13 protein-coding genes and 4 tRNA genes are annotated in these 13,198 nt (G+C 65.5%); 12 read left to right on the top strand and 5 right to left on the bottom strand.

Going from position 1 to position 13,198, the window contains the following annotated elements; all coding sequences use genetic code 11:
- Nucleotides 1–489 precede the first annotated feature (489 nt).
- On the top strand, nt 490–2,397 hold the full coding sequence (gene dxs, locus EL272_RS07340; protein ID WP_174525732.1) for a 1-deoxy-D-xylulose-5-phosphate synthase: 1,908 nt from the start codon (nt 490–492) through the stop codon (nt 2,395–2,397).
- A gap of 47 nt (nt 2,398–2,444) precedes the next feature.
- Here dxs and EL272_RS07345 read toward each other — a convergent pair whose 3' ends face one another.
- The 5 genes from EL272_RS07345 to EL272_RS07365 all read right to left on the bottom strand — a co-directional run bounded on the left by EL272_RS07345 (nt 2,445) and on the right by EL272_RS07365 (nt 5,553).
- Entirely contained in the window at nt 2,445–3,656 is a 1,212-nt protein-coding gene (locus tag EL272_RS07345; protein ID WP_014846579.1) for an HRDC domain-containing protein, read from the bottom strand.
- Entirely contained in the window at nt 3,653–4,225 is a 573-nt protein-coding gene (locus EL272_RS07350) for a DUF3000 domain-containing protein (RefSeq protein ID WP_234028334.1), read from the bottom strand. Before EL272_RS07350 ends, EL272_RS07345 begins: the two co-directional genes overlap by 4 nt.
- A 10-nt stretch (nt 4,226–4,235) precedes the next feature.
- Nucleotides 4,236–4,676, bottom strand: a complete 441-nt coding sequence (gene msrB / locus EL272_RS07355) for a peptide-methionine (R)-S-oxide reductase MsrB (RefSeq protein WP_014846581.1) — start codon at nt 4,674–4,676, stop codon at nt 4,236–4,238.
- Entirely contained in the window at nt 4,673–5,437 is a 765-nt protein-coding gene (locus EL272_RS07360) for a sirohydrochlorin chelatase (protein ID WP_014846582.1), read from the bottom strand. The genes msrB and EL272_RS07360 overlap by 4 nt, the downstream gene beginning before the upstream one ends.
- 44 nt (nt 5,438–5,481) lie before the next feature.
- Nucleotides 5,482–5,553 (bottom strand) — tRNA-Val (locus tag EL272_RS07365).
- A gap of 245 nt (nt 5,554–5,798) precedes the next feature.
- Here EL272_RS07365 and EL272_RS07370 point away from each other — a divergent pair.
- From EL272_RS07370 to EL272_RS07420, 11 genes are all read left to right on the top strand, one after another.
- The gene (locus EL272_RS07370) at nt 5,799–7,277 is read left to right on the top strand and encodes an NAD-dependent succinate-semialdehyde dehydrogenase (protein WP_061786980.1); all 1,479 of its coding nucleotides are present in this window, start codon (nt 5,799–5,801) and stop codon (nt 7,275–7,277) included.
- A gap of 140 nt (nt 7,278–7,417) precedes the next feature.
- Nucleotides 7,418–7,490 (top strand) — tRNA-Gly (locus tag EL272_RS07375).
- Between the two features lie 18 nt (nt 7,491–7,508).
- Nucleotides 7,509–7,579: transfer RNA gene (locus EL272_RS07380), tRNA-Cys, on the top strand.
- A 1-nt stretch (nt 7,580) separates the two neighbouring features.
- Nucleotides 7,581–7,652: transfer RNA gene (locus EL272_RS07385), tRNA-Val, on the top strand.
- 49 nt (nt 7,653–7,701) lie between these two features.
- The gene (locus EL272_RS07390) at nt 7,702–7,998 is read left to right on the top strand and encodes a GNAT family N-acetyltransferase (RefSeq protein ID WP_014846584.1); all 297 of its coding nucleotides are present in this window, start codon (nt 7,702–7,704) and stop codon (nt 7,996–7,998) included.
- A 122-nt stretch (nt 7,999–8,120) separates the two neighbouring features.
- Nucleotides 8,121–10,169, top strand: a complete 2,049-nt coding sequence (thrS, locus tag EL272_RS07395; RefSeq protein WP_081490263.1) for a threonine--tRNA ligase — start codon at nt 8,121–8,123, stop codon at nt 10,167–10,169.
- Entirely contained in the window at nt 10,166–10,699 is a 534-nt protein-coding gene (locus EL272_RS07400) for an HIT family protein (RefSeq protein WP_014846586.1), read from the top strand. Before thrS ends, EL272_RS07400 begins: the two co-directional genes overlap by 4 nt.
- 10 nt (nt 10,700–10,709) lie before the next feature.
- Nucleotides 10,710–11,312 (top strand): CDP-alcohol phosphatidyltransferase family protein, encoded by a 603-nt coding sequence (locus EL272_RS07405; protein ID WP_014846587.1) that lies wholly within the window; start codon nt 10,710–10,712, stop codon nt 11,310–11,312.
- Nucleotides 11,284–12,063, top strand: coding sequence for a DUF881 domain-containing protein (locus tag EL272_RS07410; RefSeq protein WP_081490264.1), 780 nt, complete (start codon nt 11,284–11,286; stop codon nt 12,061–12,063). The genes EL272_RS07405 and EL272_RS07410 overlap by 29 nt, the downstream gene beginning before the upstream one ends.
- Before the next feature lie 10 nt (nt 12,064–12,073).
- Entirely contained in the window at nt 12,074–12,406 is a 333-nt protein-coding gene (locus EL272_RS07415; protein ID WP_014846589.1) for a small basic family protein, read from the top strand.
- A complete protein-coding gene (locus EL272_RS07420) occupies nt 12,399–13,160 on the top strand; it encodes a DUF881 domain-containing protein (RefSeq protein WP_014846590.1) in 762 nt (253 codons plus the stop codon). Before EL272_RS07415 ends, EL272_RS07420 begins: the two co-directional genes overlap by 8 nt.
- The last annotated feature ends 38 nt before the right edge of the window (nt 13,161–13,198 follow it).

The following is a 13,198-nucleotide window of genomic DNA, read 5'->3' on the forward strand; positions in this document are numbered from 1 at the left end:
GGACAGGTGAGTTGGAAGCATCCGGAGCAGACCTTCCGAAAGCATTTGATTCCGGAGGATGGCGCAGCAGTCATAGAGCTCTGGGAAAGAAAACCTGTGCTGTATACCCGGAAGAGAGAGTCAGTGCCAAGCGTCGTAACTTCCCCAGGTCTGCGAGCACCTTGGACCGGTTCTTCTCCCGGATGATCCAGACGGGCAGCCGGTGGCAGAGCTCCCAATACATTCAGGAACATCAGTGACCAACAGGAACAGGCGGGCACCGGAACCCCGTGTCTCTGCCGGACCACATGGGAACGGACTTCCTCCTTCCATGCTCCGCAGACACCGCACCGGAACCACAGCACGGTCCGGAGCATTTCGTCAATGGTTGAGAAGCGTATCGCCTCGGATCTCCGAGAGCCCGTTCCGCAGGGAAGGGACGAACACGCGGCCGGGAACGGTAACACTACAAGGTGTCCGTTCCTTGGGAGAGCCTCTAGACTGTCCGCCATGTCCCTGCTCACCAAGATTGGTGGTCCGCGTGACCTGCGAACGCTCTCGCGCCGCCAGCTGACAAGTCTCGCCTCCGAGATCCGCGGCTTCCTCATCAACCGGGTCAGTCGCACAGGTGGGCACCTGGGGCCGAATCTCGGTGTCGTCGAACTCACCCTGGGCATTCACCGGGTCTTCAACTCGCCTCACGACCCGATCATCTTTGACACGGGGCACCAGTCCTACGTCCACAAGATCCTGACCGGCCGGGCCGAGGGATTCGAGCATCTCAGGCAGCGGGGAGGCCTGTCCGGCTATCCGTCCCGTTCCGAGTCCGAGCACGACTGGGTTGAGAACTCCCACGCCTCTACGGCCTTGTCCTGGGCCGAGGGCCTCGCCAAGGGATTTCGCCTGCGCGGGGAGGAACGCACCGTGGTCGTGGTGGTCGGGGACGGAGCGTTGACGGGGGGCATGGCCTGGGAGGCGCTGAACAACATAGCGACGCAACCCGACCTGAGGATCGTGATCGTAGTCAACGACAACGGTCGCTCCTACACCCCGACGGTAGGCGGGCTGGCCAAGCACCTGGCCGGGTTGCGCACCGACCAGCGCTACGAGCGGACTCTGAGTTTCATCAAGAACCGGCTCCACCGGACCCCGATCCTGGGACGCCCCATCTATGATCTGCTGCACGGATTCAAGACCGGGGTCAAGGACGTTCTCGCGCCGCAGGGGATGTTCTCCGACCTCGGACTGAAGTACACGGGCCCCATAGACGGCCACGACATCCGCGCGGTCATTGGGCATCTTGAGCAGGCACGACAATTCGAGGGCCCCGTGCTGGTTCATGCCATCACCCGCAAGGGCAAGGGATTCAAGGCCGCCGAAGAACATGAGAAGGACCAGTTCCACGCCATCGGGCGGATCGACGAGATCACCGGGCAGCCGCTCAGCGACGCCGTGCAGGCCACCTGGACCGATGCCTTCGGCGAGGCCATGGTCCGGATCGGGGAGCGTAGAACGGACGTCGTGGCCATCACGGCCGCAATGTTGCATCCTACGGGGCTCGGCAGGTTCGCTGCGGCTTTCCCGGACCGGGTCTTCGACGTGGGCATCGCCGAACAACACGCCGTCGTCTCCGCTGCCGGGTTGGCCCGGGCTGGCATGCATCCCGTCGTCGCCGTGTACGCCACCTTCCTGAACCGGGCCTTCGACCAGATCCTGATGGACGTAGCCCTTCATGGCGAGGGGGTCACCCTCGCGCTGGACCGGGCCGGGGTGACCGGAACCGACGGCCCGAGCCACAACGGCATGTGGGACCTATCGATGCTGGGGCTCGTACCCGGCATCGAGATCTCGGCTCCGAGGGACCAGACCCGGCTCGTCGCTGCCCTGGAACGAGCGGTCACGGTCCAGGAGGCTCCGACGGTGCTGCGCTACTCGAAGGAACGCCTCCCGGACGAGATGCCCGCGGTTGCCAGCCGGGGTGAGGGACGTGACCAAGTCGACCTGCTTCGTGTCGACGCCGGCGCCAATATCCTGATAATCGGGTACGGCCAGTTCGCGGGAACCGGGCTCGAGGTGGCGGAAAAGCTCGCTGCGGCGGGATTGGCGTGCACGGTCGCGGACCCCGCCTGGTGCATCCCACTCAGCACCGAACTGATCGGGCTGGCCCGCGAACACGAGACGATCGTGAGCATCGAGGACAACCTGGTCATCGCCGGGCTGGGGGAGAGGCTGCGGGCGAGACTGGCCGAGGAAGCACCTGGAACCCGGGTGCTCGCCTTCGGCATCGAACAGGAGTTCCTCGCTCAGGGAACCCGCGGCGAGGTCCTGGAGGAGCTCGGCCTGACGTCGCGCCACATAGCCCGGCGGGTGCTCGAGAAAATACTTCAGGAGCGGCGAACGGTCACCCAGCCGGCCTGAGAGAGTTTCCTCGACCGGAGGGGGGACCGTCCGGACCCACGTGGCTCTCAGAGATGCTTGGCGAACAGCGGAAGCAGGAGATCGGCCTGCCAGTTCCGGGAACCGGCCCCCAGCAGTGCGGTCCGGGGATCGCTGCCGGGTTCCCAGTTGTGGACGAAGGCCTGCAGGATCGCGGAGGACGCTATGAGACTGGGTTGGATGCCGAGCTCCTTGGCCAGCGCGTCGACATCTGCGCGGACCTTCTTCCAGAGCTCCCAGCGCTCCGGGCTGTTGCGCTCCCAGGAACGCGGCTGAGGAATGCCGTTCGGCTCCGGACGGCGAGAGGGGTAGTCGGAGGGGGACAACCGGCCCACCGACTCGACTGCCCGGACCCAGTTGGCCCGGTACCTTCCCGACCCTCGGGTGTTGAACCCGGGAATCCTGGAGAATTCGGGGGCGTCCGGGAGCGGGCTTTCCGGGTCGATCCCCGAGGCGAACTCGATTATCGCGGCGTCGGCCAGGATCCGGGAGGGGGGGCGGTCCCGTCGTCGCGCCACGAGGTCCCGTTCCTGCCAGAGCGCCCGTGCCACGGCCAGCTGCCTCGGGTGTTTCAAACCCTGGATGCCCGACAGACGCCGCCACGGTTCCCGCCTGGGGGCAGGAGGGGTTGAGAAGACCCGCAGGGTGTGGATGAACTCTTCCTCGGCCCAAGCGATGCGATTCCCGGCCACGAGTTCGGTGCGCAGGAGATCGGCTAGTTCGATCAGGTAGTCGACATCGAGGGCTGCGTAGATCAACCAGGAGGTCGGCAACGGACGAGTGGCCCAGTTGTCCGCCGAATGCGCCTTGCGCAGCCGGATGCCGAGTTTCGTCTCGAGAAGGGCGGCGAGACCGACCGACGGGGCCCCGAGGAGGCGTCCCGCCAGTTCGGTGTCGAACAGGGCGGGAGGCCGAATGCCCACATCCAGCATGCAGGGGAGATCCTGCGATGCTGCGTGAATGATCCACAGTGCGTCGGAGCAGGCGTCGACCAGCCCTCCGAGCCTCACCTCGGCCCCGTCCTCGAGGGCGATGGGGTCTATCAACCAGGTGCCGGCTCCTTCACGCCGGATCTGGAAGAGATACGCCTTGGGCCAGTACCGGTGGCCGTGGGCGCGTTCCGCATCGAATGCGACTGGTCCGGTCCCGTGGGAAAGGGAGTCCAAGCAGGCGTCGAGCGTTTCGGGGGTGTCCACCAGAGGACGCAGGGGTTCTCGTGGCTGCTCGACGAACTGGTTCATGAGCGCCCCGGGAACTGCACCACCCCACGGGGCAGCGGGGGACGCCCTGAGATGTGCCCGAGCAGATCCTGCCAGGCCTTGAGCTGAACGGTCATCTTGTGGCGGTTGTCCAGAACCGGGGTCCAGGATGCCCGGACCTCCACCTCGGCCTGGTGGGTTGTCAGCTCCCCGAACCCCCGGCCGTAGGATGCGGTCACGGTTCCGGCCAGGGCCCGGTGGGCGGCCCCGTGCTTGGAGAGCGCGTCCGTCAGCCAGGACCAGGCTGCCTCCGGCAGCAGCGGATCGGTGACCATTTCCTGGTCCACCTCGGCCCGCACATAGGAGACCAAGCGGAAACGCCCCTCCCAGTTCTCGTTGCCGGCGGGATCGTGCAGCAGTATCAACCTCCCGGTTCCCAGCTCCTCGTCATCCTCGACGAAGTCCAGTGCCATGGCTATGGAGAACGGCGCAATCCGCTGAGGGGAGCCTATCTCCTCGGCCCTGATTCCTGAGCGCCACTGCATGCTGGCGAATTCCTCCAGGGCATGCTGGAACTCGGGGTCGGCCATGTTGGGCGGAGCTAGAGTCACGGAAGTGAGCCTATGTGTCTTCTCCCGGGCTGGTTTGATGGCGCGCCGGAACGAGACGCAAGCAGATGGAGTTTATGCAGTACCGCTCGTCCGTTGGGGTGTCGTATCCCTCGCCCCGGAAGACATGCCCCAAGTGGGAATTGCAGGCCGCGCACCGGACCTCGACGCGGGGGCGCCCGGGGATGGAATGATCCTCCAGGTAGACGACCCGGTCCCCCGCGAGGGGTTCGAAGAAGCTGGGCCAGCCGCAGTGAGAGGAAAATTTTGCCTCGCTGCGGAACAGCTCGGTCCCACAGGCCCTGCATTCGTATACACCCTCGGCGACGGTGTCTGTGTATTCACCCGTGAAGGGGGCCTCAGTTCCGGATTCCCTCAGCACGTGGTATTCGAGTTCGTTCAGCCGCTTTCGCCATTCCTGGTCGGGCAGGTCGAGAGGGAAGTCGTTTGTCATGTTCCGTCCTCGTGGGGGTCGATGTCGAGCAGCCGCATGGCCGCGAAGGCGTAGCGGGCCAGGATCAGCTCGGTGACTCGGGGATTCTCCGTTATAGGTGGGGTGACCGCCAGGGCCCCTGCCCGGATGGCAGCCTGCTGGTGGGCCCGGAAAACGGGCCCTGGGGTCAGGAACAGGGAGCCGACGGCTATGTGACGCCGTCCCTGACCGCGCAGCGCATTGACGGCGAGGGCGGTGGCGCGACCGGTGATGTCGTTCTGCGCGAGCTGCACCGGAAGCTTGTGATGTGCGCTCCACTGCCGGGCCCTCCGGGCGAGCAGGGAACTTCCCCTGAGATCCCCTCCATCGGGGCATGCGAGAACCAAAGCGTCCACCTCGACGGCGTTCGCGCGGTGAAGCGCTTCGCGCAGTTTGATGTCCAGGACGTTCAACAGATCGATGTCCGGGCCGATGGGACGGGCTATCACGATGCTCAGGCCGGGATTGGCCGCACCGACCTCGTCGCGGGCATGGGTCAGTACGGGGGAGTGGTCGGTTGCCGAAACCAGGTCCATGGGGACCATCGCTATCTCCTCCACCCCGGTGTCGGCCAAGGCCTTTACAGCTTCGTGGACCGTCGGGGTTGTGCTGTTCAGGAGACCGAGACCAACTCGGAGATCGGGACGCAGACGATGGAGATGGTCGATCACGACGTCAAGAGAGGTTCGGACGGCAGAGTCATCGTCGCCTCGTGCGACAAGCACGATGGCCGGTGCCGACATGCCTCTCCTCCTTGCGGCTGGCTGGCTTTAGTGAGGAGTATCAGTGGGCGATGGCGGTTTCGAACCGCCGACCTCTTCGGTGTGAACGAAGCGCGCTACCACTGCGCCAATCGCCCGTGCGGTGTGCCACTTTAGCGCACCTTCTGGGGAGGTGCCAACAGAGGATTGGCCGGTCGGGTGTTGACGAGGCCGTGCCGTGGGGCCGAAACGAATGTGGGACGGCCGGGCGTGTGCCGCACCAGGTTCGTGCGTCTGGGGATGCGGGGTGGTCCGGCGCACCAGCAGGGTGGCCAGGGTCAGCGGCGTTTGTTCATGGAACCCCTAAGGTTGGGTTTGTTCGCCGATTCCTGGAGGTGTGGCCATGGAGGCCGTTTCCGTAGAAAACCCTTTGGTGGCCAAGGCGCTCGCCGCCGCCCCGACCGGGGTCTTCATCAATGGCGCTTGGCGAGAGGCCCGGGGCGGCGAGTGGTTCGGTGTCATCAATCCGGCGACGGGGAATGTGATCACCCGGGTCGCCGACGCGGGTGCCGGAGACGGCCTGGCCGCGCTGGAGGCCGCGGCCGCCGCCCAGGATGGTTGGGCCCGCACGGCACCGCGGGCCCGTGCGGAACTGCTCCGGAACCTGTTCGAGATCGTCGTGGAACGCGCGGAGGAGTTCGCGGTCCTGATGACCATCGAGATGGGGAAACCCTTGGCCGAGGCGCGCGGTGAAGTGGTGTACGGGGCCGAGTTCCTCCGCTGGTTCTCCGAGGAAGCGGTGCGCCTGAACGGCCGCTACTCCACGACCCCCGAGGGCGGCCTGAGGGTAATCACCATGCCCCGTCCCGTCGGTCCGGTCCTGGCCATCACCCCGTGGAACTTTCCCCTGGCGATGGCCACCCGCAAGCTCGGTCCGGCGTTGGCTGCCGGTTGCACCGGTGTCCTGAAGCCGTCGAAGCTGACCCCCCTGACTGCCCTCGCCTTTGCCGAGGCCTGTCGGCTGGCCGGTGTTCCAGACGGCGTGGTCAACGTGGTCCCCACCTCGTCCTCCGCCGCCCTGACCGGGCCCCTGCTCCGGGATTCGAGGCTGCGGAAGCTCTCCTTCACGGGATCCACCGATGTGGGCAAGGGACTGCTTCGCGAAGCCGCTGACAACGTGCTGCGGACCTCAATGGAACTCGGGGGCTGCGCCCCGTTCATCGTCTTCGGCGACGCGGACCTGGACCGCGCGGTGGCGGCCGCGAAATCCGCGAAGCTGCGGAACATGGGTGAGGCCTGCAACGCCGCGAACCGGTTCTACGTCTCCCGGGAACTGGCCGACGAGTTCGCTGCGCGTCTCGCCGCCGAGTTCGAGGGGCTGGTCGTGGGTGATGGACTCGATCCGAGCACCGACATCGGTCCCATCATCACATCCGGGCAGCGGCAGCGCATTCGGGGACTCGTGGAGGGAGCTCGTGAACGCGGTGCCAAGGTACTCACGGGAGGCGAGGACGTCGCGGGACCGGGATATTTCTACCGCCCGACCGTGCTGACCGTCACCGACCCGGGGGAACCCGTGATCTGTGAGGAGCTGTTCGGGCCCGTGGCCCCGGTGGTGCCCTTCGATTCCGAGGAACAGGTGCTCGCCTGGGCGAACTCCTCGCCGGTCGGTCTGGCCGCCTACGTCCACACGGGAGACATCGACCGCGCGTTGCGGATGACGGAGCGACTCGAGGTCGGCATGACCGGGATCAACTCCGCCGCGATCTCCAACCCGGCCGCCCCGTTCGGTGGGGTCAAGCACTCGGGGCTGGGTCGCGAGGGCGGCTCCGAGGGCATCGCCGAATACCTGGAAACCATCTACGTAGGAATCCCCGTCTGAGTCCCGCGGGTGTTTCAGCCCCGGCCAGTGGGGCTGAAACACCGATTGTCGGGTGAAACTTGCATCCGCTCGAAACCCTGCGCTAGTGTTCTCTACGCGCCGAACGAGACAACCCGAAGGGGAGGTCGGGGAAAGCGCGTGCGGACGTGGCTCAGTTGGTAGAGCATCACCTTGCCAAGGTGAGGGTCGCGAGTTCGAATCTCGTCGTCCGCTCGGAGACATACTCCACCCGGTGGAGTGGCCGAGAGGCGAGGCAACGGACTGCAAATCCGTGTACACGGGTTCGAATCCCGTCTCCACCTCGGGCGGTTGGCGCAGTGGTAGCGCGCTTCCTTGACACGGAAGAGGTCGCCAGTTCAAACCTGGCATCGCCCACAAAGTGCACCGGGCTCAGCGAGCTCGGGTTTTTCATCTGGAGGCTCCCGTGAGCAAATCAAAGCTGATGAACAACGAAGCCGGGTCCCGGTTCGAACTGTTGATCGACGGTCGCGTGGCCACTTACATCGATTACGTGGACCATGGCTACGCGCTGGAGCTGACCCACACCGTCACCGAACCGGATTTCAGGGGCAGGGGATTGGCGGGCGAACTGGTCGACTTCGCCCTGACCCGAATCGAGGCCGAGGAGAAACGAGTCATTCCCACCTGTTCCTTCGTCGCCGAACGCGTGACGAAGAAACCTGAGTTCACCCACCTGGTGGCAAGATTCCCCCATCCGTGATCACGACCCACAGCGCCACGAACCAGCCCGGACGCCGCTTCCCGGAGCCCGGGTGAGCCTTCCGCCGGGCTGGCGTGACCTCAAGACGAACCTTTAACGTGCCATGCCCAGCTGGTGGCAGAATGAGCGGGTCGTCCAGTGAAAGGAACGCCCACGTGTCTGCGTCCATCGTCGTCATTCGTCCCGGCTCCCGTGAGAACGTCGACTTGACGACCACCACCACGGGGCTCGACCTCTTCGGAGAGGATCGCACCGTCGTGGCGATGAGGGTCGGGGACGAGATCCGCGACCTCCAGCGCGAACTGGTCGACGGCGACGAAGTGGAACCCGTCCTGGCCGACAGCGACGAGGGCCTCAGCATCATCCGCCACTCCGCGGCACACGTGACCGCCCAGGCCCTGCAGCACCTATTCGCAGAAGCGAAGCTCGGTATCGGCCCGCCCATCACCGACGGTTTCTACTACGACTTCGCCACCTCCCCGCTGACCCCGGAGGACCTGAAGGCGATCGAGAAACGGATGGGTCAGATAGTGCGTGAAAAACAGCGCTTCGTGCGGCGGGAGGTCAGCGACGAGGAGGCCCGCGAGGAACTGGCCGCTGAACCCTTCAAACTGGAGTTGATAGCGGACAAGGGCGGCGCCTCCGCCGCCGACGGTTCATCCGTCGAGGTGGGGGAGGGGCAGCTCACCATCTACGACAACGTCCGTCGCGACGGCTCCGTCGCATGGCGCGACCTGTGCCGAGGCCCCCATGTACCCCACACCGGTTACCTCCAGGCGTTCGCGCTGACCAAATCGAGCGCCGCCTACTGGCGGGGCGACCAGCGCAACGCTGGATTGCAGCGCGTCTACGGCACCGCGTGGGCCACGCGGGAGGACCTGAAGGCCTACCAGACCCGCATGGCCGAGGCCGCCAGACGGGATCACCGCAAACTCGGCACCGAACTGGACTTGTTCTCCTTCCCCGACGAAATCGGGTCGGGACTGGCCGTGTTCCACCCGAACGGCGCCGTGGTGCGCATGGAGATGGAGGACTATTCCCGGCGCCGCCACGTCGAGGAGGGCTACCAGTTCGCCTACACCCCGCACCTGACGAAGGCATCCCTGTTCCAGACCTCCGGGCACCTCGACTGGTACGCCGACGGCATGTACCCGCCCATGCACATGGACGAGGAACGCGATGCGCAGGGCAACATCCGCAGGCAGGGACAGGACTACTACCTGAAACCCATGAACTGCCCTATGCACAACCTGATCTTTCGTTCGCGGGGCCGTTCCTACCGGGAACTGCCGCTGCGGCTGTTCGAGTTCGGCACCGTCTACCGCAACGAGAAATCCGGCGTGGTGCACGGCCTGACCCGGGCCAGGGGATTCACCCAGGATGACGCCCACATCTACTGCACCCGCGAACAGATGCGCGACGAGCTGACCGGTCTCCTGACCTTTGTGCTCAATCTGCTCAAGGACTACGGCCTGGACGACTTCTACCTGGAACTGTCCACCAAGAATCCCGAGAAGTTCGTGGGCGATGACGAAACCTGGGAGGAGGCCACCAACGTCCTGGCCGAGGTGGCGACGGCCTCCGGTCTGGAACTCGTGCCCGACCCGGGGGGTGCGGCCTTCTACGGTCCGAAGATCTCGGTGCAGGCCAAGGACGCCATCGGACGCACCTGGCAGATGTCCACGATCCAGCTTGACTTCAACCTGCCGGAACGTTTCGGACTGGAATACCAAGCGGCCGACGGAACACGCCAGCGACCGGTGATGATCCACCGGGCCCTGTTCGGTTCGATCGAACGGTTCTTCGGGGTGCTGACCGAACACTACGCCGGGGCCTTCCCGGCCTGGCTCGCCCCGGTGCAGGTGCTCGGCGTCCCCGTGGCGGACGAGTTCAACGACCATCTCGCGGATGTCGCAGCCCGTTTGAGGGCCCACGGGGTCCGGGTCGAGCTCGATTTCTCGGATGACCGTTTCGGCAAGAAGATCCGAAACGCATCCCGATCGAAGGTGCCGTTCATTCTCATCGCCGGTGGGGAGGACCGTGATGCGGGGGCCGTTAGCTTCCGCTTCCGGGACGGATCCCAACTGAACGGGGTACCCGTCGAACAGGCGGTGGAGCGGATCCGCGCCCACATCGCCTCCCGCAGCAACACGGATCCGGGTGCGCGATGACGGAACCGTCCTCTGAGCTGTGCGGGGTCCCCGACTCCTTCCAGAGATTGTGGACCCCGCACAGGATGGTCTATGTAGAGGGTGACAAACCGAAGGACGAGACCGGCTGCCCGTTCTGCCTTTCCCCCACGAAACGTGACGAGGACGGGCTGATCGTCGCCCGCGGCGAGCATGCCTTCGTGGTCATGAATCTGTTCCCCTACTCGCCGGGGCACCTGTTGGTGTGCCCCTACCGTCACGTCAGCGGGTACGTCGACGCCACCGCGGGTGAGACCCGCGAGATGGCGGAACTCACCCAGCGGGCCATTGCGGTCCTGACGGAGGTCTCGCAACCCGCCGGTTTCAACATCGGCATGAACCAGGGAACCGTCGCCGGCGCCGGAATAGCCGCCCACCTGCACCAGCACGTCGTCCCCCGCTGGTTGGGGGACACGAACTTCATGCCGATCATCGGGCAGACCCGCGCTCTTCCCCAACTGCTCGGTGATGCCCGTGAACGACTGGCCGGGGCGTGGACGGACATGGCCTAGGCTGGTTGTCGTGAAAGCAGTCGAACCAACCCAGACCTGGGACACCGATCGACTGCTGACGATACCGAACGTTCTCTCATTCCTGAGGCTGCTGGCCGTGCCGGTTTTCGGATGGCTCATCCTGGCCGGGCACGACTTGGCGGCGGTGATCCTGCTTGCCGTTTCGGGAGCAACGGACTGGCTCGACGGTTTCCTGGCACGCACACTCCACCAGACCTCGCTGCTGGGGGCGCGCCTCGACCCGGTGGCGGACCGGCTCTACATTCTCACCGCGGTCGTGGTGATGACCGTCAGGGGACTCGTGCCCTGGTGGCTGCTGGCCGTTCTCGCCGCCCGCGACCTGCTGTTGCTGTGCCTGCTTCCCTCGCTGCGCCGCAGCGGGCGGGTGGCGCTCCCGGTGAATCTGGTCGGGAAGACCGGCACGATGCTCCTGCTGTTGGCCTTCCCGATCATGCTGCTCGGTTCTCCCGACTCGTTCGGCCTGGTGGTGGCCGAGTGGGCGGGATGGGTGCTCGCCATCGCCGGGGCGTTCGCATACTGGGCGGCCGGGATCCTCTACTTGAAAGGAACCGTTGAACTCGCGCATGAAAGGGGTGACCGGGATGCGTCCTGACGCCAGCATGAGCCTTCTGAGCGATCTCGCGTCGGAGGCCATGGAGCCCGAGTACCTGACCACGAAGTCCCCGCGACGCAGCCGCTGGGCGATGCCACTGGCGCTTCTCATGGCGGCCGCCTTACTGGCGCTGTCCGTGGTTTCCACCACCCGTTCCCGCAGCGAGGTGGCGGATGAGAGAAAGGACCTCCTGTCACGGATCGCCGCTGAGCAGCAGCATCGCGATGAACTCGCGGCCAGGGCGAGTGAACTCGACGCGGAGAACAGGCAACTGCGCCAGGATGCCGTGGCCGATCCGAGTGTTCGCGCCAACCTGCAGGAAACCGAATTGGCGGCCGGCGCCATCGCCGTTTCGGGCCCCGGTCTGCGGGTACGGGTCAATGACGCGGAGAGGACCGGGAACGGCAGCAGGGTGATCTACGATTCCGACCTGTCGCGCCTGGTGAACGGGCTGTGGCAGGCCGGGGCCGAGGCCGTGGCGGTGAATGGCCATCGCATCACGACGCTCACCCCGATCCGTTCCGCGGGATCCGCCATCACGGTGGACTATGTCTCCCTGAACCCGCCCTACGTGGTAGAGGCCATCGGGGATCCTTCCCGGCTGCAGGCGCGTTTCGCCCGCACCTCCTCGGCCGTGTGGTGGCAGTATCTTCACGACAACTACGGGATCGCCTACGAACTTCAAACGGTGAACGGCGATCTGAAACTACCCGCCGACCCGGCGATGACGCTGCGGTACGCCAAGAGCTGAAGGAGGAGAAATGCTGGTGCTGCTTGGGCTCGCGGCCGGTATCGTGATCGGGCTGCTGGTTGAACCCGTCCTGCCCGTGTTCCTCCAGCCGTACCTGCCGATCGCGATCGTGGCCGCGCTGGACGCCATCCTCGGGGGAACTCGTGCATGGCTGGAGGGCACCTTCTCCGACCGGGTGTTCGTGGTCTCCTTCCTGTCGAACGTCTTCATCGCGGGGCTGATCGTTTTCGCCGGCGACCAGATAGGGGTCGGATCCCAGCTCTCCACCGGGGTCGTCGTAGTGCTCGGAATCCGGATTTTCAACAATGCCGCGGCAATCCGAAGGGCGGTGCTCCATGCCTGAGCAGACCCCGAAACGCGCCGCCGATCAGATCGAACCGGCAAACTCCGGCAAGATCTGGCGTGCCTTCCTGAAACCCGGTCGCGGCCAGCTGGTCGTCGGGGTGGTGCTCTGCCTGACCGCCCTGCTGGTGGTGTGGACCCTGCGTTCCCAGGCCTCGCAGCCCGACTACTCCAATCTGCGTCGCACTGACCTGATCCAGCTGTTGGACAACCTCTCCGCCGAGACGCGGCGCCTGGAATCCGAGGTCAGGGAACTGACGACGACCCGCGAAGGGCTGGTCTCCGGGGCGGCGGGGGCCAAGGCCGCCGATGACGAGACCAAACACCGGATAGAGCAGATGCAGATCATCGCTGGAACGGTGCCGGCGACCGGGCCGGGGGTGCGGATAACCATCCAGGACCCGCAGGGCGCAGTGACCCCGGAGCTTCTGCTGGATGCGCTGGAGGAATTGCGTGACGCAGGTTCCGAGGTGATCGAGTTCAACGATTCCGTTCGCGTGGTCGCTAACACATGGATCGATCGGGACGCGGATGGCCGGATAGCGGTGGACGGGAAGACCCTGACCACCCCCGTCGTCATCGAGGCCATCGGGGATCCTGCCACCTTGGAGGCCGGGGCCCGGTTCAGGGGTGGTCTGGTCAGCGAGGTGGAGGGCAGCAGGGTGCAGGGGAGAGTCGAGATCAAGCAGTTGACGGAAATCTCCGTTGATTCCACGGTTTCTCCCCGCGCGCCGGAATTCGCCAAACCGAATTAGCATGGCAGGCTTGTCAATCCGATGTCCCTCGATAGGCT

Origin of the sequence: Arachnia propionica, assembly GCF_900637725.1 — a bacterium.
Classification (GTDB): Bacteria; Actinomycetota; Actinomycetes; order Propionibacteriales; family Propionibacteriaceae; genus Arachnia; species Arachnia propionica.